Source organism: Nocardiopsis sp. NPDC007018 (assembly GCF_040635075.1).
Classification (GTDB): domain Bacteria; phylum Actinomycetota; class Actinomycetes; order Streptosporangiales; family Streptosporangiaceae; genus Nocardiopsis.
Genome location: NZ_JBEYHA010000006.1, coordinates 29,859 through 48,766, shown reverse-complemented (window position 1 = coordinate 48,766; position 18,908 = coordinate 29,859). Strand labels below are relative to the sequence as shown.

Annotated in this window: 14 protein-coding genes and 1 riboswitch; of the genes, 6 read left to right on the top strand and 8 right to left on the bottom strand. The window is 72.7% G+C overall.

What is annotated here, in order from left to right; all coding sequences use genetic code 11:
- Window positions 1-37: 37 nt before the first annotated feature.
- On the bottom strand, window positions 38-2,119 hold the full coding sequence (locus ABZ635_RS04615) for an acyltransferase family protein (RefSeq protein WP_357758872.1): 2,082 nt from the start codon (window positions 2,117-2,119) through the stop codon (window positions 38-40).
- 503 nt (window positions 2,120-2,622) lie between these two features.
- Here ABZ635_RS04615 and ABZ635_RS04610 point away from each other — a divergent pair.
- Complete coding sequence (locus ABZ635_RS04610; RefSeq protein ID WP_357758869.1) at window positions 2,623-3,237, top strand: superoxide dismutase; 615 nt, start codon at window positions 2,623-2,625, stop codon at window positions 3,235-3,237.
- Window positions 3,238-3,399: 162 nt separating this feature from the next.
- On the opposite strand, the gene ABZ635_RS04605 is transcribed toward ABZ635_RS04610, so the two are convergent.
- From ABZ635_RS04605 to ABZ635_RS04590, 4 genes are all read right to left on the bottom strand, one after another.
- On the bottom strand, window positions 3,400-4,887 hold the full coding sequence (locus tag ABZ635_RS04605; RefSeq protein ID WP_357758867.1) for a PLP-dependent aminotransferase family protein: 1,488 nt from the start codon (window positions 4,885-4,887) through the stop codon (window positions 3,400-3,402).
- Window positions 4,888-5,092: 205 nt separating this feature from the next.
- On the bottom strand, window positions 5,093-5,890 hold the full coding sequence (gene fabI / locus ABZ635_RS04600) for an enoyl-ACP reductase FabI (RefSeq protein ID WP_357758864.1): 798 nt from the start codon (window positions 5,888-5,890) through the stop codon (window positions 5,093-5,095).
- A 138-nt stretch (window positions 5,891-6,028) separates the two neighbouring features.
- On the bottom strand, window positions 6,029-6,733 hold the full coding sequence (bioD, locus tag ABZ635_RS04595; protein ID WP_357758861.1) for a dethiobiotin synthase: 705 nt from the start codon (window positions 6,731-6,733) through the stop codon (window positions 6,029-6,031).
- Entirely contained in the window at window positions 6,730-8,115 is a 1,386-nt protein-coding gene (locus ABZ635_RS04590; RefSeq protein ID WP_357758859.1) for an adenosylmethionine--8-amino-7-oxononanoate transaminase, read from the bottom strand. Before ABZ635_RS04590 ends, bioD begins: the two co-directional genes overlap by 4 nt.
- A gap of 334 nt (window positions 8,116-8,449) precedes the next feature.
- Between ABZ635_RS04590 and ABZ635_RS04585 the strand changes: the two genes are divergently transcribed.
- Together ABZ635_RS04585 and ABZ635_RS04580 are read left to right on the top strand one after the other, a co-directional pair.
- Window positions 8,450-9,703, top strand: coding sequence for an 8-amino-7-oxononanoate synthase (locus ABZ635_RS04585; RefSeq protein WP_357758856.1), 1,254 nt, complete (start codon window positions 8,450-8,452; stop codon window positions 9,701-9,703).
- A 75-nt stretch (window positions 9,704-9,778) separates the two neighbouring features.
- Window positions 9,779-11,191, top strand: coding sequence for an SGNH/GDSL hydrolase family protein (locus tag ABZ635_RS04580; RefSeq protein ID WP_357758853.1), 1,413 nt, complete (start codon window positions 9,779-9,781; stop codon window positions 11,189-11,191).
- 88 nt (window positions 11,192-11,279) lie between these two features.
- Here the strand turns inward: ABZ635_RS04580 and rocD are convergent, their stop codons facing one another.
- Window positions 11,280-12,554: an ornithine--oxo-acid transaminase gene (gene rocD / locus ABZ635_RS04575; protein WP_357758851.1), complete on the bottom strand. Its 1,275-nt coding sequence runs from the start codon at window positions 12,552-12,554 to the stop codon at window positions 11,280-11,282.
- Window positions 12,555-12,927: 373 nt separating this feature from the next.
- Between rocD and ABZ635_RS04570 the strand changes: the two genes are divergently transcribed.
- The 3 genes from ABZ635_RS04570 (at window position 12,928) to thiD (ending at window position 16,873) form a co-directional block, all read left to right on the top strand.
- On the top strand, window positions 12,928-14,625 hold the full coding sequence (locus ABZ635_RS04570; RefSeq protein WP_357758848.1) for an acyl-CoA synthetase: 1,698 nt from the start codon (window positions 12,928-12,930) through the stop codon (window positions 14,623-14,625).
- Window positions 14,626-14,978: 353 nt separating this feature from the next.
- The gene (locus tag ABZ635_RS04565; protein ID WP_357758845.1) at window positions 14,979-15,902 is read left to right on the top strand and encodes a DUF368 domain-containing protein; all 924 of its coding nucleotides are present in this window, start codon (window positions 14,979-14,981) and stop codon (window positions 15,900-15,902) included.
- Between the two features lie 79 nt (window positions 15,903-15,981).
- A riboswitch (TPP riboswitch) is annotated at window positions 15,982-16,081 on the top strand.
- On the top strand, window positions 16,070-16,873 hold the full coding sequence (gene thiD / locus ABZ635_RS04560) for a bifunctional hydroxymethylpyrimidine kinase/phosphomethylpyrimidine kinase (RefSeq protein WP_357758842.1): 804 nt from the start codon (window positions 16,070-16,072) through the stop codon (window positions 16,871-16,873). It overlaps the preceding riboswitch by 12 nt.
- Window positions 16,874-16,961: 88 nt before the next feature.
- On the opposite strand, the gene ABZ635_RS04555 is transcribed toward thiD, so the two are convergent.
- Window positions 16,962-18,407 (bottom strand): sodium:alanine symporter family protein, encoded by a 1,446-nt coding sequence (locus ABZ635_RS04555; RefSeq protein WP_357758839.1) that lies wholly within the window; start codon window positions 18,405-18,407, stop codon window positions 16,962-16,964.
- 221 nt (window positions 18,408-18,628) lie between these two features.
- Window positions 18,629-18,898, bottom strand: a complete 270-nt coding sequence (locus ABZ635_RS04550) for a DUF6457 domain-containing protein (protein ID WP_357758836.1) — start codon at window positions 18,896-18,898, stop codon at window positions 18,629-18,631.
- Window positions 18,899-18,908 lie beyond the last annotated feature (10 nt).

The following is an 18,908-nucleotide window of genomic DNA, read 5'->3' as shown; positions in this document are numbered from 1 at the left end:
CGCCGGAACGGCCCCCGCCTCTCACCCGCTCACGGCCTCACCATCCGGTCGCCTCGACCAGTGCCTCCTCCATCGCCGGGGCCAGGGTGCGGGCGTAGGTGGCGGTGACGTGGGAGTGGTCCCAGAACACGAGGATGTTGCCGACCACGGCGTCGCACGTACCGCCCGGGCACACCTGGTCGGTGAGGTCCATGAGGGTGACGTTGGGCGGCAGGTCGGCCTCGGCGGCCGGGTCGGTCTCCGCCTGGCTCGCGGAGACCGGCGACGCGCACCGGTCCACCGGTCCGGACTCCACGCACTCGGCTCCCTGGTAGGTGAGCCGGGGCAGGTCCCGCAGGCCCAGGACCTCGACACCCAGTCCGTCCAGCCACGCCCACATGTCCAGGAAGCCGTCGTGGACCCGCTCGCCGTTGAGCGTGGCACGGGTGGAGGAGGTCAGGACCGCGTCCGGACGCAGCTCCTCCAGTTCGGCCATGGCCGCGGCCTTCCACACCTCGCACTCGTCGAAGACCACGCCGTCCCGGTAGGAGGTGTCGGTGCTGAACTGGCAGCCGCTCTTGGTGAACGAGACCAGGCGCCACCCCCGGGCGTCGGCCGCCTCACGCACCGCGGGGTACCAGTGGGCGGCCCGCGAGGCGCCGACCAGGGCGATCGTGCGTTCGGCGTCCTGGGGGCCGCTGTCGCACACCACCAGCTCCTCCGAGGCCAGCGTGACGTGGCAGCCCTCCTGGTGGTGCCAGGAGAGGTCCTGGCGGGCGTCGGCGGGGTCCGGCCGCACAGGAACGTCAGCCAGGACCGAGGCCACGGCCGGGTCGGCGACCGCCAGGGCCCCCGGGTAGCTCTCCGGGGCCGCCATCTCCACCGCGCGTTCGGCCCGCTCCCGGTCGATGCGGTCGCTCCACAGCAGGGAGACGGCCAGCACCGGGACGAGCAGGGCGGAGGCGATCCCGATCGACCACGCGGGGGTGCGGCGGGCCGCCGGACGGGTGAAGCGGTCGAGGCCGCCCTCCGCGAGGCGGTGGGTGAGCCAGGCCAGGACCAGGGACGCCCCCAGTACGCCGAGGCCGCCCAGCGGGCTGGCCAGGGAGCGGCCGGTGACCTCCAGGTAGCAGACCAGGACCGGCCAGTGCCACAGGTAGAGGGGGTAGGAGAGCTTGCCGAGGTCGGTGAGCGGCCTCCAGGTGAGCAGGCGGTCCGCGCCGTGCGGGCTGCCGGTGGTCCCGGCCAGGATCACCAGGACGGCGGCACCGGTGGGCCAGAGAGCGACGTATCCGGGGAAGAGCGTGGACACCGAGAGCAGCACCCCGCAGGAGACCAGGGCGGCCAGGCCGAACCAGCCCAGGGAAACGCGCAGCCCCCGGGGCAGGCGCACGCGGTGGACCACCAGGGCCAGGATCGCGCCGAGCGCCAGCTCCCACAGGCGGGCGCCGGTGTCGAAGTAGGCCCAGGCCTGGTCGCTCGCGGTGACCGAGACCGAGTAGCTCAGGGAGAGCGCGAACACCGCCGTGACCAGGCCCAGGACGGTGGCCCGGAACGGCAGCCGCACCCGTGCGGCCGCGAGCGCGGCGAGGGCGACCAGCACCGGCCACAGCAGGTAGAACTGGCCCTGGATGGACAGGGACCAGAAGTGCTGGACGGGGCTGGGCGCGGCCTCCCGCGCCAGGTAGTCCACGGCGCCCCGGGCCAGCGCCCAGTTCTCGTGGTAGAGCGCCGCCGCCCGCACCTCGTCGAGGACGTCGGCCCAGCGCGAGCGCGGCAGCACCAGGTACGTGGCCGCCATGGTCGCCGCCAGGACCACGGCCGCGGCGGGGACGAGCCGCCGGGCCAGCCGGGTCCAGAAGGCCGCGAAGCGGACCCGGCCCTCGCGTTCGACGCTCCTGACCAGGGACCCGGTGATGAGGAACCCGGTGAGCATCAGGAAGACGTCGACACCGCCGGAGACCCGGCCGAGCCAGATGTGGTAGACGGCCACCAGGAGGACGGCGACGGCGCGCAGGCCCTCGATCTCGGGCCGGAATCCCCCCGATCCGCCCTTGATGCGTGCGTCGTCTGGGACTGAAGTGGCTGACGTGACTGAAGTGGCCCTCGTAACGAGGGGCTTCGGAGTGGAAGGGTCCATGAGCGGCGGCGGCCTCGGAGCGCTAGGGATTCTGTGCACCGAACGAGGCGTCTGAACGGGTTTCGTCACTCGAATTCGGCGCTGCATTATCGCCGTTCCCGATGCCCGTCCGGTAAATGGCGGACCAACGCCCGAACAACGTTCTCCTACCCTGCCGGGCCGACCTCGTACGACCCGGCCAGGTTAGGTCGGCGGAACGCGAACGGACGGCCCCGGCGTTATTCGGGAGGTTCGGGAACAACGGTGATGGTTCGTGTGGCGGACGGGAGGGAAGGGTGGGGGGAGGCCACGCGGGGAGCACGGGTCGACCGGGGCCGGACCGGAGGGGTCGGACACACGCCGGGACCCGTCACACCGCCCCCGCGAGGGGGCGTTTATTCCCGGGTCCGTGTGTAAAGAGCCTGACATCGGGTGTCCGCCCGCCTGGCTGATAGCTTGCTGACTAGAGCGATCCCATCGCTGTAAGCCCGAAGAATCGCGTCATTTGGAAAGGTGCGTCAGAGATGTCTGCGCCATACTCGCTTCCCGAACTGCCCTACGACTACGCGGCCCTGGAGCCGTGGATCTCCGGTCAGATCATGGAGCTGCACCACGACAAGCACCACGCCGCCTACGTCGCCGGTGCCAACGACGCGCTGGAGAAGCTGGCCGCGGCCCGCGAGTCCGGCGACTTCGGCACCGTGAACCAGCTCCAGAAGAACCTCGCGTTCCACCTGGGCGGCCACGTCAACCACTCCGTGTTCTGGAAGAACCTCTCCCCCGAGGGCGGCGACAAGCCCGAGGGTGAGCTGGGTGCCGCCATCGACGACCAGTTCGGTTCGTTCGACGCCTTCCGCGCGCACTTCAACGCCGCCGCCACCGCGATCCAGGGTTCGGGCTGGGCGATCCTCGCCTGGGACGCCCTCGGCCAGCGCCTGATCGTCGAGCAGCTGTTCGACCAGCAGGCCAACATCGCCATCGGCACGCAGCCGCTGCTCATGCTGGACATGTGGGAGCACGCCTTCTACCTCCAGTACAAGAACGTCAAGGGCGAGTACGTCAAGGCGTTCTGGAACGTCGTCAACTGGGCCGACGTCCAGGAGCGCTTCGCCGAGGCCCGCAAGGTGCAGCTCGGCTAGGCCCCCGCGCGCGCCGGTCGGCGATCGGCCGGGGTGCCGGGAACGGCGGAGGGCGGCACCGCGCGGTGCCGCCCTCGCTGCTGCCCGGGGTCCGTTCGGGTGGGCCGCCGGGAACGGGGACCGGAGCCCGTGCCGCCCGGCCTTCGGGGGCGACCGGGTGGGTCAGACCACGAGGGAGTCGGGGTGCGCCTGGACCGGGCCGTGCCGGTCCAGCTCGCGCCAGGCGCGGGCCAGCCGCCACACCAGCTCCTCACGGGTGGCGCGGTCGTGCACCAGGGGCAGCCGGAAGTACTCGTCGTGGCCCCCCTGCTCCGAGGTCGCCATGGTCGGACCGGGGACCAGCTCCACGCCGTGCCCGAGGGCGACCTGGGCGAACGCGCGGGCGTCGGCCCCCGGCAGGCGCACCCACAGGGCCGCCCCGCCGTCGGGGGTGCGCCAGCGCCAGCCGGGCAGGTCCCTGCGCAGCAGGCTCTCCGTGTGCTCCAGCGCCTGCCGCAGGAGCTCGGACCTCTCCTTGGCGAGCCGCGCGTAGCGGTCGACCAGACGCACCCCGATCGCCTGGTCGAGGAGGGGGCTGGCCAGGTCGGCCAGGACCTTGCGGCGGCTGAGACGCAGCGCCATCTCGGCCGGGGCGCGCAGCCAGCCCAGGCGCAGGCCCGCCCAGCCCACCTTGGAGAGCGAGTCGACGGTGAGGACCTCGGCACCGCGCGGCGCGTGGGCGGCCAACGGCGCGGGTTCGCCGTCGGCCCGGATACCCGTGTAGGCGCTGTCCTCCAGGATCGGAAAGCCCAGGCGGGCGGACATCTCCCCCAGTTCCCGGCGACGGGCGGCGGACATCAGGGTGCCGGTGGGGTTGTGGTAGGAGGGCATCACGTAGAGCAGGTGGGGTGTGGCCTCGGCGCAGGCGCGGCGCACCCCGTTGGGGTCGATCCCCTGGTCGTCGAGGGGGACCCCGCGCACGCGGGCGCCCCGGTCGCGGATGAGGTCGAGGCAGCCCGCGAACCCGGGGTCCTCGGCCACCACCGGCGACCCCCGTCGCAGGTAGAGCTGGGCGACCAGGGCGACGGCCTGGTGGGCGCCGGTGGTGACCACGATCTGGTCGGGGTGGGTGGGCAGCCCCCGGGCCTCGTAGTGGCGCGCGACGGCCTCGCGCAGGGCGGGCAGCCCGCGCGGGTGGTAGTCTCCCTCGGCCATCAGCGCCGGGAGGTCCTCGGCGGTGACCTCGCGGATGGCCCGTTCCACCTCCGACAGACCCGGGGTGGTCAGGCAGGACGTGGAGATGACGTTCTCGTCGGCCTGGAGGAGGTTGCGGTAGACGGTGGTGCCGTTGCCGTGGGGGCTCCACCCGTCCGATCGGACCGGGGCCCGTGAACCGCACACCCGGGTCCCGCTGCCCCGGCGGCTCTCCAGGACGCCCTCCGAGCGCAGGTGGTCGTAGGCCGAGACCACCGTGGTGCGGCTGACGCGCAGCGCGGCGGCCAGGCCGCGTTCGGAGGGCAGGCGCTCACCGGGGACGAGGGTGCCCTGGTCGACCAGGTCGCGCAGGGCGTCGGACAGGCGCCGGTGAAGGGCCCCCTTCCCGGTGGACCAGGTTCCCAGGGAGTCCACCACGTCGTCGGTGCGTCGAACAGGTTCGGCTCCTGGCGCCATGGGCACTCCTCACGTCCGGGCCGGAACCCGATACTGGCATCGGTCCACCCGTACCACCAGAGCCTGGACCCTTCCCGGGGCGAGGAGCGACCAGGAGGCCGGGTGCCCGTGGCGGGGGCCGGGCGCCGCCCCCTCGCACGAACGGGCCCGGCCGTCGAACGACCGGGCCCGGTGCCCTCTCCCGCACGCCCCTCGCGGCGCGGGATCAGGCCGAGACGGGGCCCGGTGTGGGGGCGAGCGGCGCGCCCATCGCGTGGTAGCCGCCGTCCACGTGCATGACCGTGCCGGTGACGGCGCGGGCCGCGGGCGACATCAGGAAGAGCGCGGGGCCCGCCACCACGGAGGTGTCCTTGGTGTCCCAGCCCAGCGGGGCGTGGCCCGCCCAGGAGTCGGCGATCTGCGCGAAGCCGGGGATGGAACCGCCCGCGAGGGACTTGATCGGACCGGCGGAGACGGTGTTCACGCGGATACCGTCCGGGCCCAGGTCGCGGGCCAGGTAGCGGGCGGAGTTCTCCAGGACGGCCTTGGCCGACCCCATCCAGTCGTAGACCGGCCAGGCGACGCTGGCGTCGAAGGTCAGGGAGACCACGCCGGCGCCCTGCGGCGCCTTGGCGAGGAGGTCGCGCAGACCCACGGTGAGCGCGGCCAGCGAGTAGCCGGAGATGTGGATCGCCTTGGACACGTCCTCCCACTCGGTGTTGAGAAAGTTGCCGCCCAGGGCGGTCTCGGGCGCGAAGGCGATGGCGTGGAGCAGGCCGTCCACGTGGTCCCAGTGCTCACCGACCGCCTTGGCCGTGGCGGCGATCTGCGCGGGGTCGGTGACGTCCATCGGCAGGACGGCGACCGGCTCCTTCGGCAGCCGCTTGGCGATGCGCTCGCAGATGGAGAAGGCACGGCCGGGCGGGTTGGTCAGGATCACCTCGTGGCCCTGGTTCATGGCCTCCTCCGCGATCGCGTACGCGATGGAGGACTGCGTGGTGATGCCGGTGATGAGCAGGTTCAAGGGGTCCCCTGGAAGGCGGTGTTCGGGCTGGCAGTGGCAACGTACCGGCGCGCGGCGGGGCGCGTCTGCCGTGGAACGGCACAAAGAATCGGCTCCGGGCTTGAAGGGGTCCGCCAGTGGCGGGCTCCGACGCCGGGGTCAGCGCCGCTCCGGGGGCGACCACGTGCCGCCGAGGCCCGCGCCCAGGGACCGGCGGGCCGCCCCGGCGAACGCCGCGGGGGGCAGGTCCCCCATTCCCGAGGGCAGCACCCCGGAGAGCGGACCGGCACCCATCGCGGACAGGTCCGTGAGGTTGCAGCGCATGGCCAGGTCGGGTTCGCGCGGCCAGGAGCCCACAACCACACCGGCGGGGACGAGCCCGCGCGCGTGCAGGGCCTCGGCGGTCAGGGCGGTGGCGTTGAGCGTGCCGAGCCGGGGGTCGGCCACGAGCAGGACCGGCGAGGACAGCAGTTCCGCGACGTCGGCGAGGGTCTCGCCGTCCTTGTTGAACCGGACGAGGAGTCCGCCCGCGCCCTCCACCAGGACGAGGTCGTGCCCGCGCGCGAGGTCGAGGGCGCGGTCGGCCACCTCCCAGGCGGCCGGGCCGTCCCGTCCCGCCCGGGCCGCGGCGGTGGCGGGGGCGAGGGGTTCGGGGAAACGGGCGGTCTCGGCGGCGGTCACGCCGGGGGCCAGTCGCGCGACGGTGCGCGCGTCGCCCTCCTCGCCGGGGAGCACCCCGGTCTGGACGGCCTTGAGCACCGCCACCCGGCGGCCCCGGTCTAGGGCCAGGGCGGCCACCGCCGCCGTGGCCACGGTCTTGCCCACCTCGGTTCCGGTGCCGGTCACCACGAGCACGGTCGTCACCGATCCCCCTCCGCGTCCTCGCCCGCGTCCCGGGCCCCGGCGTCGGCGTCGGCGTCGGCGTCGGCTCCCACCGAGGCCTCGACCGCGGCCACCATCCCGGCGGCAATGGTCGCGACCTCGGCCTCGGTGCACACGTAGGGGGGCATCGCGTACACGTGGCGGCGGAACGGGCGCAGCCACACCCCGGCCCCGACCGCCGCCCTGGTGGCCTCTCCCATGCGCACCGGCCGGTCCAGCTCGACCACCCCGATCGCGCCGAGCACCCGCACCTCGCGCACGCCCGGAAGGTCACGCGCCGGGGCCAGGCCCTCGCGCAGCCCGGCGCCGATCCGCGCCACGTCACCGCGCCAGTCGCCCTCGGTGAGCAGCTCCACCGAGGCCAGCGCCGTCGCGCAGGCGAGCGGGTTGCCCATGAACGTGGGCCCGTGCGCGAGCACCGGCACGTCGCCGTCGGCGATCCCGCGTGCCACGCGCGGTGTGCACAGGGTCGCGGCCAGCGTCATGTAGCCACCGGTCAGGGCCTTGCCCGCGCACAGGATGTCGGGGACCACCCCGGCGTGGTCGGCGGCGAACATCTCGCCGGTGCGGCCGAACCCGGTGGCGATCTCGTCGAACACCAGCAACAGGCCGTGGGCGTCCGCGATCCGGCGCAGTTCCCGCAGGTAGCCGGGGTGGTGAAAGCGCATCCCGCCCGCTCCCTGCACCACGGGTTCGACGATGATCGCGGCCAGCTCGCGGGCGTGGTCGCGGGCCAGTGCCTCGAACCGGGCGACGTAGTCCGGGTCGGGCGGGGTGTCGAACCCGGCGGGCGGTTCGGGCGCGAACACCTGCGGTGGCAGGACGTCGCCCCACAGGGCGTGCATGCCGCCCTCGGGGTCGCACACACTCATGGCGTGGAAGGTGTCGCCGTGGTAGCCGCCGCGCCAGGTGAGGAACCCGCGGCGGCCGGACGCCCCGGTGGACCGGTGGTACTGGAGGCACATCTTCATGGCCACCTCCACCGACACCGAACCGGAGTCGGCGAGGAAGACGTGGTCGAGCCCCTCGGGGGTGATCCGCACGAGCGCCTCGGCCAGGGCCGCGGCGGGGGCGTGCGTGAGCCCGCCGAACATGACGTGGCTGAACCGGTCCGTCTGGGCGTGCACGGCGGCGTCCAGGCGCGGGTGGCGGTACCCGTGGATCGCCGACCACCAGGACGCCATGCCGTCGACGACGCTGTGGTCGCGCCCGTCCGCCCACAGGTCGAGGCGCACACCCGCGGCTCCGGTCACCACGTAGGGCGTCTCGGTCGCGGGGACGCTGGTGTACGGGTGCCACAGGTGGGCGCTGTCGGCGGCTCGGACCCGGTCGGGACGGGGCGTCTCGGTGCTGGTTCGCGACATGGTGACCCATTGTTCCGCGCACGCGGCCGCTGGCACCCCGTACGAGTGAGCCAGGAATCCCCGCCCAATCTTTGTGGGCTTCCACCGGTGACCGGGGCGGCGCGAACCGGCAGAGTCGTAGGCGCCTCCCTGGCACTGCAAGGGACGGGTCGCCCCAGCGGACTTGGCCGTCGCTGGGTCGACCCGCCAGGGCATCCTCCCGCCGGACCGACCACCCCGCGCACTTACCTCGTGCACGAGGTTTCTCCCGGGCCGGAGCCCCTCCCCCGCCCCCACACGCACGGAGCCGCACCAGCCACCGCATCCGCCACCCGACCCGAGGAGCCTCCTCCGCATGGATCGCCTCGACACCGCCGCCCGCCCCGCGCGCCGCCCCTGGCCCCTGCGTGCCACCAGCCCGAAGGCCGCCCCGGCGCCGCCGCGCCCGGACCACCCGCTGGCCTGGCTGGACCGCGCCGCCGAACGACGCGCGAGCGCCGGGCTCACCCGCCGCACGGTCCCCCGGTCACCCTCGGACGGACTGCTGGACCTGGCGGGCAACGACTACCTCGGGCTCTCCCGGCATCCCGCCGTGGTGGCGGCCTCCGCAGACGCCGTCCGTGTCTGGGGCGCGGGCGCGGGCGGTTCGCGGCTGGTCACCGGGGACACCGAGCTGCACGGCGAACTGGAGCGCGAGCTGGCCGACTTCCACGGGTCCGAGGCGGCCCTGGTGTTCTCCTCCGGGTACGCGGCCAACCTCGCCATGGTGGCGTCGCTGGCCGCCCCGATCCCCGAGGACGTCGAACCCCCGCTGGTGGTGTGCGACCGCCACAACCACGCCTCCCTCATCGACGCCACCCGCCTGGCCCGGGTGGCCGGGGCCCGGGTCGCGGTCTTTCGCCACCGCGACGCCGACCACGCCGCCGAGCTGCTCGGCGAGGGGCGGGGGCGGCGCCTGCTGCTGAGCGACACCGTGTTCTCGGTGGACGGCGACCTCTCCGACCCCTCCGCCCTGGCCCGGGTGGCGCGTCGCCACGGGTCCGCGCTGTTGCTGGACGACGCGCACGGGCTCGGGGTGCTCGGGGCGGGAGGCCGTGGCGCCGTCGGCGGCACCGCGCTGGGCTCCGCCGACGACGTCGTGGTGTCGGTGACCCTGTCGAAGTCCCTCGGCGCGCAGGGCGGGGCGGTGCTGGGATCGCGGCGGGTGATCCGCCACCTGGTGGAGACGGCTCGCACGTTCGTGTTCGACACCGGCCTGGCACCCGCCTCGACCGGGGCGGCCCTGGCCGCGCTGCGCGTGCTGCGGGCCGAGCCGGGACGGGCGGAGGACGTCCGTGCCCGGGCCCGTGCGCTGGCCGAGGGGCTCCGCGCACGCGGGTTGGAGGCGAGCTCCCCGGACGCGGCCGTGGTGTCGGTGCCGGCGCGTTCCCCCCAGGAGGCGCTGGCCTGGCGGGACGCGTGCCTGGCGGACGGGGTCAGGGTGGGCTGCTTCCGTCCGCCGTCGGTCCCGGACTCGCGCTCGCGCCTGCGCCTGACCGCCCGGTCCACCCTGGACGACGCCGACGTCCGACGGGTTCTCGACGTCATCGCGGTGAACCGCCCCGGGTAGTCTGGCCGGTGGATCAGGGTGTGGCGGCCGTACGCACCCCGCACGCCCCACGGACCTGGGAGGCGGTAGGAGATCGTGTCAGAGCGTGATGGTGACCCCCGAGGCCCCCGGGAGCCTGAGGACCCCGCCGCGGTACCGCCCGACGGGGGTCCCGCGAGCGGCCCGGCGCCGGATGCGACCGCGTCGGCCTCGGAAGGGGTCGACAACTCCGAGGGACCCGAACGCGCGAACGCCTCCGCCACCACCGACGCCACCGAGGACGCGGCCCCTGCCCGCCCCCGTCGGCGCCGCCGTCTCGCCCTGGCCGTCGTGTCCGTGCTCGTCCTGTCACTGCTGGCGGTCGTGGCCGTGCCCGCCAGCCGCGACGCCCTCCTGGGCCTGTGGTGCGACGCCACCGGAGGCGTGTGCCCCGGCGAGCCCCTGCCCCCCATCACCGAGGACGAGGAGCAGGACTGGCGGGTCCGCATGGAACCCGAGGAGGCCGCGGTCTGGGGGAACTACGTCTCTTTGGGCGACTCCTACTCCTCCGGCGACGGTGCCGGGGAGTACGAGGAGGGCACCGCCGAGCCCGGTGAGTGCTGGCGCTCCGAGCACGCCTACCCGCGCGTCGTCGAGCGCGAGTTCTCGTTCGAGGGCGCGCTCGGCTTCTACGCGTGCAGCAGTCACAAGGGCTCGGACATGCTCAGCCAGATCGGCTCCCCCGAATCGCAGATCGAGCGCGTCACCGAGCACACGTCGCTGGTCACCGTCGGTATCGGTGGCAACGACCTCGGGTTCATCCCCGTCCTGCGCACCTGCATCATGCGGATGCCGCTGCTGGAGCGGACCGCCTGCACGGACCAGGAGGAGGAGGTCGCCGAGAAGATGGACGCCTTCGAGGAGACGCTCACCACCGTGATCACCGAGATCCGCGACCGCGCACCCGACGCCCGGGTGCTGGTCCTGGGCTACCCGCGCCTCTTCCCCGAACAGCCGCCCGGCATGTACTACACGCTCTCCCAGAGCGACCAGCAGTGGCTCAACTCCGTGGCGCAGCGCTTCAACGACCGGATCAGGGACACCGCGATCCGCGCGGACGGCGAGGTGTACGGGGCCCGGCAGGCGGGCAGCGTGGAGTTCGTCAACGTCTTCACCGCCCTGAAGGGCCACGAGGTCAGCGAGGACGACGCCTGGCTCAACGGGATCGTCCTGGGCCAGCTCGGCCAGGGCCTGCGCGTGGACCGGGCGAGCTTCCACCCGACCGCCCAGGGACAGCGGTCCATCGCCGAGCGGGTCAGGCTCCAGATCGAGGAGGGGCCGGATCGGGTGCTGTACACGTCGCGGGAAACCCTGGACAAGGTGAACGCGGACCTGCTGCACACCGAGCTCGGCGGCCCGCTGGACCCGGCCAACGCGGTGCCGGGCACCGACGCCCCCGGGGACTCCGAGGAGGCCGACGGAGACGGCGGGGACGACGCGGGCGCGGCCGAGGCCGGGGCGGGTTCCTGACCCCGAACGCCGCTCGGCGCACACGCGCGGCCCCGCCCCAGCAGATCTGCCGGGGCGGGGCCGCGCCGTTCGCGTCCTCGGCGGCGTCCTACCCGCGTTCCGCCTTGAGTTCGGCGATGACCTCGGCGAACCGGTCCAGACCCCAGTTGAGGTCGTCCTCGCTGATCACCAGCGGCGGGGACATCCGCACCGTCGAACCGTGGGTGTCCTTGACCAGCACCCCGTGCTCGGCGAGCCGCTTGCACAGCTCCTTGCCGGAGGCCAGCGCCGGGTCCACGTCCACACCCGCCCACAGGCCGATACTGCGCGCCGACACCACCCCGTCGCCGACGAACTCGCCCAGCCTGCGCCGGAGCACCTCACCCAGCTTGCGGGCGTTCTCCAGGTAGGGGCCCTCGGTCAGCATCCGGACGACCGTCCGGCCCACCGCCCCGGCGAGCGGGTTCCCGCCGAAGGTGCTCCCGTGCTGGCCTGGCTGGATGACGCCGAGCACGTCCTCGTCGGCCACCATCGCCGACACCGGCAGGATGCCACCGCCCAGCGCCTTGCCGAACAGGTACGCGTCCGGGACGACCCCGGTGTGCTCGCAGGCCCGGATCGTGCCCGTGCGCCCCAGGCCCGCCTGCACCTCGTCGGCGATGAACAGCACCCGGTTGGCGTCGCAGATCTCCCGGACGCGGGGCAGGTAGTCGTCGGGCGGCACGATCACACCCGCCTCGCCCTGCACCGGTTCGATGAGCACCGCGACGGTGGTCTCGTCGACGGCCTCCTCGATGGCGGCGGCGTCCCCGTAGGCCACCGAGCGGAAGCCCGGCGTGTAGGGGCCGAAACCCGTCTTCGCCTCGGGGTCGGAGGAGAAGGAGATGATCGTGGTCGTGCGCCCGTGGAAGTTGGCCCCGGCCACGACGATGGTCGCCTGGTTCTCCGGGACGCCCTTGACCTCGTAGCCCCACTTGCGGGCCACCTTGATGCCGGTCTCCACCGCCTCGGCGCCGGTGTTCATGGGCAGGACCTTCTCCTTGCCGACCATGTCGGCGAGCGAGCTCACCCACGGGCCGAACTGGTCGTTGTAGAAGGCCCGGCTGGTCAGCGTCACCCGGTCGAGCTGGGCGTGCGCGGCGGCCAGGAGGTCGGGGTTGTGGTGGCCGAAGTTCATGGCCGAGTACCCGGCCAGGCAGTCGAGATAGCGTTTGCCCTCCACGTCGGTCACCCAGGCACCGCGGCCCTCGGCGATCACGACGGGCAGGGGTGCGTAGTTGTGCGCCGACCTCGTCCGTGCGAGTTCGATGTGGTCCGCGCTGGAGAGTCCCTGTCCGCCGGGGTTTCCGGCGGAGTCCTGCTGTCCCAGATTCTGGGTGGTCATCTAGCCGCTCCGATCACCATTGACCGATGTCAGACAGTAGATACCCACCGCACGGCCCGGTAGAGCCCCGCGGCGGGATCTCCACGAGTTGAGCAGATGATCCGGTGAGCCCACAAGGGGTGGCGAAGATCACCAGCGGGAGCCGGGGCCCGAAACCCCCGCCCCTTCCGCACCGGCACCCCCGCTGAGCGGGCGTGGCCCGGCGGCGCCCGTCCGGAGGGTGACGGGGGACGGTTACGCAGGTGACGCGGTACACAGCCCCCACGGCGATCGGGTCCCGGCCCGACGGGTACGTTCGCTCGTAGCCAGCCACAGCCGCCGCGAGCGCCCCCGCCGAGGACGGCAGTACCGATCGTCAGGGAGGTCATCAGACGTGCCCCACGCGTCCCCGGACACCCCCTTCTCCCTCGCCGGCCTCATGTCGGCGGTGGCCGACGCCGTCCCCGACCGGATCGCCCTGGTCGCCGGGCCCCGGCGCCTGACCTACCGCGCCCTGGACGACCGGGCCACCCGGCTCGCGCGCCACCTGGTCACGGCCGGTGTGCGCCCCGGGGAGAACGTGGCGATCCTGTCGTTCAACCGCGCCGAGTGGGTGGAGTCGTTCCTGGGAGTGCTGCGCGCGGGCGCGGTCCCGGTGAACGTCAACTACCGGTACGTGGCGGGCGAGCTCCGGCACGTGCTGTCGGACTCGCACTCGGTGGCCCTGATCGCCGAGGACTCCCTGGCCGCGACGGTGGCCGCGGTGCGCTCGGACCTGCCGCGCCTGAGGCATGTGCTCCTGCTGGAGGACGGCTCCGTGCGCGACGCGACCCTGGGCGGCGCGGACTACGAGGAGGCACTCGCCGCGCACGGTCCCGTCACCGACGACGAGGCGGTGGCCCTGCCCGTGACCAGCGGTGACGACCACTACCTGTTGTACACCGGGGGCACCACCGGCTATCCCAAGGGTGTGCTGTGGCGTCAGGCGGACGTCTTCCGCGCCGCGGTGGAGCGCCGCGACCCGGGCTCCCCCCGCGCCGCCACCCCCTCCGACGTGGCCGATCGCGCGGCCCGCTGTTTCCCTCTGCGCATGCTGGTGCTCGGTCCGCTCATGCACGCCGCCGGGCAGTGGAACGCGCTGAGCATGCTGCTGTGCGGCAAGCGTGTGGTGCTCTCCACCGACCGCAGTCTCCGGGCGGACCGCGTGCTGGAACTGGCGCACCGCGAGGGGGTGCACGCCGTGCAGCTGGTGGGGGACGCCATGGCGCGTCCGCTGGCCAGGCACCTGCTCACCGAGCCCGACCTGTGTCCGGACCTGACCTCGGTGCGCTCGGGCGGCACCCCGCTCACGCCCGCCGTGCGCGGGCTGTGGCGTGCCTGGCGCGAGGACGTCGCCCTGGCCGACGCCTACGGGGGGTCGGAGACGGGCGTGTGCGGCTCGGCGACCGCACCCGAGGAGCACACGAGCGTCGCGGACTCCGCCGACCGGCGCAGCTTCACCATGGGCGGCAGCATCGCGGTGCTGGACGGCGCCCTGAGGCCGCTGCCCCCGGGGTCGGTCGAGGTCGGCCGGATCGCCCGGACCGGCCGGATTCCGCTGGGCTACTACAACGATCCGATCGCCACCGCCCGCACATTCCCCACGGACAGTGAGGGGCGGCGCTGGGCGCTGTCGGGCGACTACGGCACTCGGGCGGCGGACGGTTCCATCGTGTTGCTGGGCCGGGGCAGCGTGGTGATCAATACCGCCGGAGAGAAGGTCTATCCCGAAGAGGTGGAGGCCGTGTTGAAGGCCCATCCCTCGGTGGAGGACGTGATCGTGGTGCCCGCCCCCGACGAGCGGCTCGGGCAGAGGGTGACGGCCCTGGTCTCGCTGGCCTCGGGTTCGGCCCCCGACGAGGGCGCGTTGAGGGCGCACTGCCGCGTGCGCCTGGCGGGGTTCAAGGTGCCCCGGACCGTGCACTTCGTGGACCGGGTGCGGCGTACGGCGGTGGGGAAGCAGGACTACCGGTGGGCCGCGTCGGTGGCCGGGGAGGACCCCGCCGCGCCCGCCGTCCCGCTCGCTCCGCTGTCGGCGTCGCGCCGGAACTGAGACGGGGTTCGGGGCCGCCTGTCACGTTCTGTTTTCGGACTCCGGACCTGACGGGCGAATACCTGACCAAAACCCCGAATATCAGGGCGCTCGGACGTCTCGGCCCCGCCCGGCGCCGCTAGAATCGGCACTGCCCGGCCCGGGGCCTGTCGGCTCTCCTCCCCCATCGCACGGCCCGGGCGGCACACATCAGCGCGGGCCGGGGCGTCGAACCGGTGGAGGTCGCCCCCGCGACCCGCGCGACACAGCACCCCTTTGACACCGCCGACCGGCATCGACACCGTGTCGGCGGCCCCATCAGGACGGAGGACGGCGCCGCGTCCCGGGACTCCCCCGGGCCCGCGCCCGACAACATGGCCAAGTCAGTAGGCTCCTACATCTTCAACGCGGTGCGCGGCGGGGCCGTCGGCACCTCCGAGGCCCTTCCCGGCATCAGCGGCGGCACCGTCGCGCTGATGGTCGGCCTCTACGACAAGCTGATCGGCGGCGCGGGCCACGTGGTCAGCGGCATCAAGCGCTACGTCACCGACGTCCCCCGGGGCAAGGGCAAGGAGCGGGCCCAGGAGCAGTTCCGCCAGGTCGACTGGCCGGTGCTCGTCCCCGCCCTGATCGGCATGGCGGTCGCGCTCATCCTGGCCGCGATCTTCCTCGCCCCGCTGGTCGAGGTGTACGAGCAGTACGCCTACGCGCTCTTCTTCGGCCTGGTCCTGGCCTGCCTGTGGATTCCCTACACCGGCGCGGGCAAGAAGTGGAAGGCCTGGCACTACGCGGTCGCGCTGGTGTTCGCCGTACTCGCGTTCCTGCTCACCGGCCTGCCCGGAGCCAACCTGCCCACCCACCCCGTGGTGGTCTTCTTCGCGGCGGCCGTCGCGATCTGCGCGCTGGTCCTGCCCGGTCTGTCGGGGTCGTTCATCCTGCTGACCCTGGGCCTGTACGAGCCCACCATGGCCGCCCTGCGCGCCGCCGACCTGCCCTACATCACCGTCTTCGTGCTGGGCATGATCACCGGTCTGGCGCTGTTCGTGAAGGTGCTCCAGTTCCTGCTGGAGAACCACCACCACATCACCCTGGTGGTGCTCACCGGTCTCATGGCCGGTTCGCTGCGCGCCCTGTGGCCGTGGCAGGACGAGAACCGCGACCTGCTGCCGATGACCGACGTCCCCGTGACGATCGCCTTCGCGGTCGGCGGCTTCGTGGTGGTCGTCGGCATGATCGTCTGGGAACAGCGCAAGCTCGCCCAGCAGCGGGTGGAGACCCGTCAGAACGTCTCCGTCTAGAGCCCCCGGTCCGCCCCGGCGAACCGTCCACTACAGTCGGAACCACCACAAACCAACACCGATGCCGGGGCCGTGAGGCCCCGGCGGCGCGGGGTGCCGGAAGCGTCCTTCCGGCTGAGAGCACACCCGTCGAACCTGCCCTAGTTCGTACTAGCGAAGGAACGCCAATGAGCGCGTACAACGTCGTGTCCATCGCCGGAAGCGACCCCAGCGGGGGCGCGGGCGTCCAGGCCGACCTGAAGGCGTTCTCCGCCCACGGAGTCTTCGGGATGACCGTGGTGACGGCGTTGACCGCCCAGTCCACACGCGGGGTCACCGGAGTGCACGGTGTCCCCGCGTCGTTCGTCACCGACCAGATGGACACCCTGTTCACCGACGCGACCGTGCACGCGGTCAAGGTGGGCATGCTGTCCACGTCCGAAGTCACCGAGGCCGTCGCGGCCGCCGTGGACCGCCACCGGCTCCCGAACGTGGTCGTGGACCCGGTGATGGTGGCCAAGAGCGGCGACCGCCTCCTGGAACGGTCGGCCATCGAGGCACTGCGGAACGTCCTGCTGCCCCGTGCCGACCTGCTCACCCCCAACCTCCCCGAGGCGGCCGACCTGCTCGACGAGGCCGAGGCCACCACCCTCGAGGAGATGCGCGACCAGGCCGAGCGACTGCTCGGGCTCGGCCCCCGCCGGGTCCTGCTCAAGGGCGGGCACCTGCCGGGCGCGGAGAGCGTCGACCTGCTGGTCGACGGGGTCGGCGCGCCCGTCGAGTTGCGCGCGCCGCGGGTGGACACCCGCAACACCCACGGCACCGGCTGCACCCTGTCCTCGTCGATCGCGGCCCTGCTGCCGCAGCGGCCGGACGCGGTGACGGCCGTGGCCGACGCCAAGGCCTACCTCACCGAGGCCCTGCGCCGCGCCGACGAGATCGACGCGGGCGGCGGCCAGGGGCCGGTGCACCACTTCCACGCCTGGTGGTAGCCGCCCGGCGCCACGCAAGGGGGGACCGGCAGTCGCGGCCGGTCCCCCTCGACGTGGCCCCGGGACGCCGTCCCGGGCCGCACGCGGACTACTTGCTGACGTCGTCCATGATCACGTCGGGGTTGCGCCACTGCGGGTGGCCGAAGAACTTGCGGGTCTCCGCGACCACGACCGGCGACAACAGGATCAGACCCACGAGGTTGGGCAGCGCCATCAACCCGTTGGCGATGTCGCTGAAGAGCCAGACCGACTCGACGCTGGCCGTCGCTCCGACGTACACGACGGCGATGAAGAGCAGGCGGTACGGCAGGACCAGGGTGCGCCTGCCCTTGGCCAGGTAGACCATGCAGCGCTCACCGTAGTACGACCAACCGAGGATCGTCGTGTAGGCGAAGACCGCGACGGCGCAGGCGATGAAGACGACCCCGAAGGTGCCCAGGGCCGGGCTGAGCATGGACAGGCCCTGCTCCATCGAACCCGAGGTGAGCAGCACGCCCTTGTCGTCGGGGTCGAACCCGGCGCTCACGTTCGCGTTCCACAGGCCAGAGGTGATGATCATCAGCGCGGTCAGGGTCACCATGATGATGGTGTCGATGAAGGTCTGCGTCATCGACACCATGGCCTGGCGGACCGGCTGCGTGGTCTTGGCGGAGGCCGCCGCGATGGCACCCGTGCCCAGACCGGACTCGTTGGAGAAGATGCCTCGGGCCACACCCGTGCGGATGACCAGCATCAGGCCGGCGCCCGCGAATCCGCCGGCGGCCGAGGTGCCGGTGAAGGCGTCGGTGAAGACGAGCACGAAGGCGGGGAGGATCTGCTCCCAGTTGATCATCAGCACCAGCAGGTTCATGAAGATGAACCCGATGATCATGAACGGCACGATCGCGGAGGCGAAGCGGCCGATGCTCTTGATCCCGCCGAGGATGACGATGGCGACGAGCACCATCAGGACCACGCCGATGATCCGCTGGTCGACGCCGGTCACGTTGTTGAGGGAGCTGGACACGGCCTCGGCCTGGGTGCCGTTGCCGATGCCGAACGCGGCGATGGCGCCGAAGATCGCGAAGGCGCCGCCGAGGAAGTACCCGAACCGGCCGGGCAGCCCGTTGCGGAGGTAGTACATCGGGCCGCCGGCCTGCTCGCCCTTCTCGTCCTTGACCCGGTACTTGACGCCCAGAAGGGCTTCGCTGTACTTGGTGGCCATGCCCGCGAGGCCGGTGAGCCACATCCAGAACAGCGCGCCGGGCCCGCCGATCCCGATGGCCAGGCCGACACCGGCGATGTTGCCGACGCCGACGGTGGCGGCGAGGGCCGTGCTGAGCGCCTGGTAGTGAGAGATGTCGCCCTCGGCCTGGTGGTGGTCCTCCTTGCGCCGGACGAAGGCGAGCCAGAGCGCGTGGCCGAGCTTCGTGAACTGGAGCAGGTTCAACCGGATCGTCAGGAAGACACCGGTCAGGAGCAGCAGCGGGATGAGGACGTACGGGCCCCAGATGACGTCCCGCAGGACTTCGGCCATTTCGAGGAGGTGGTCCACGGGGGGACCTCTCTTTCGGTGATTACGTGGGGTAGGGGAAGACTGTGGTGTGAAGGGGAACCGGGACCCACGGAAACACGTTGGAAACGGTGGGTACCGTTCGGTATCGGGAAAGAATGGCACTGGCGCGTAACGAACGCATCACACGAGGTCAGAATGCTTATTACGGCCACCTAACACGTCTTTTTCACGTGTCCTGATCCCGGTCCTCTCTGGGGGAGCTACCCCTCTCCGCTCTCGGCCCCGCCCGCTTCCTCCGCCCGGGCCAGGGCGAGGCGGCTGAGCACGGCCGCCGCGACCTCCGGGTCGGCCCCCCGGCCCACGGCCACTCCCAACAGGTAGGTCGTCAGCGGGGCCGCCGGTCGGGCGACCGAGTGGGCGGCGTCGCGCGCGAGATCCAGGACGCGGTCCACGTCGGCTTTCTGAAGAGGGTCCGTTTCGTCCAGGTCCAGTTCCGCTCGGACCAGTTCGGACCATTCCACGAGTGTCACCACACGGCTC

Bases quoted from the DNA above. Each gene is read 5' to 3' on its own strand.
- ABZ635_RS04610 (WP_357758869.1), top strand. From the start codon at position 2,623: ATGTCTGCGCCATACTCGCTTCCCGAACTGCCCTACGACTACGCGGCC.
- rocD (WP_357758851.1), bottom strand. From the start codon at position 12,554: ATGACCACCCAGAATCTGGGACAGCAGGACTCCGCCGGAAACCCCGGC.
- thiD (WP_357758842.1), top strand. From the start codon at position 16,070: ATGAGCGCGTACAACGTCGTGTCCATCGCCGGAAGCGACCCCAGCGGG.
- ABZ635_RS04585 (WP_357758856.1), top strand. From the start codon at position 8,450: ATGGATCGCCTCGACACCGCCGCCCGCCCCGCGCGCCGCCCCTGGCCC.
- ABZ635_RS04590 (WP_357758859.1), bottom strand. From the start codon at position 8,115: ATGTCGCGAACCAGCACCGAGACGCCCCGTCCCGACCGGGTCCGAGCC.
- ABZ635_RS04565 (WP_357758845.1), top strand. From the start codon at position 14,979: ATGGCCAAGTCAGTAGGCTCCTACATCTTCAACGCGGTGCGCGGCGGG.
- ABZ635_RS04605 (WP_357758867.1), bottom strand. From the start codon at position 4,887: ATGGCGCCAGGAGCCGAACCTGTTCGACGCACCGACGACGTGGTGGAC.
- ABZ635_RS04615 (WP_357758872.1), bottom strand. From the start codon at position 2,119: ATGGACCCTTCCACTCCGAAGCCCCTCGTTACGAGGGCCACTTCAGTC.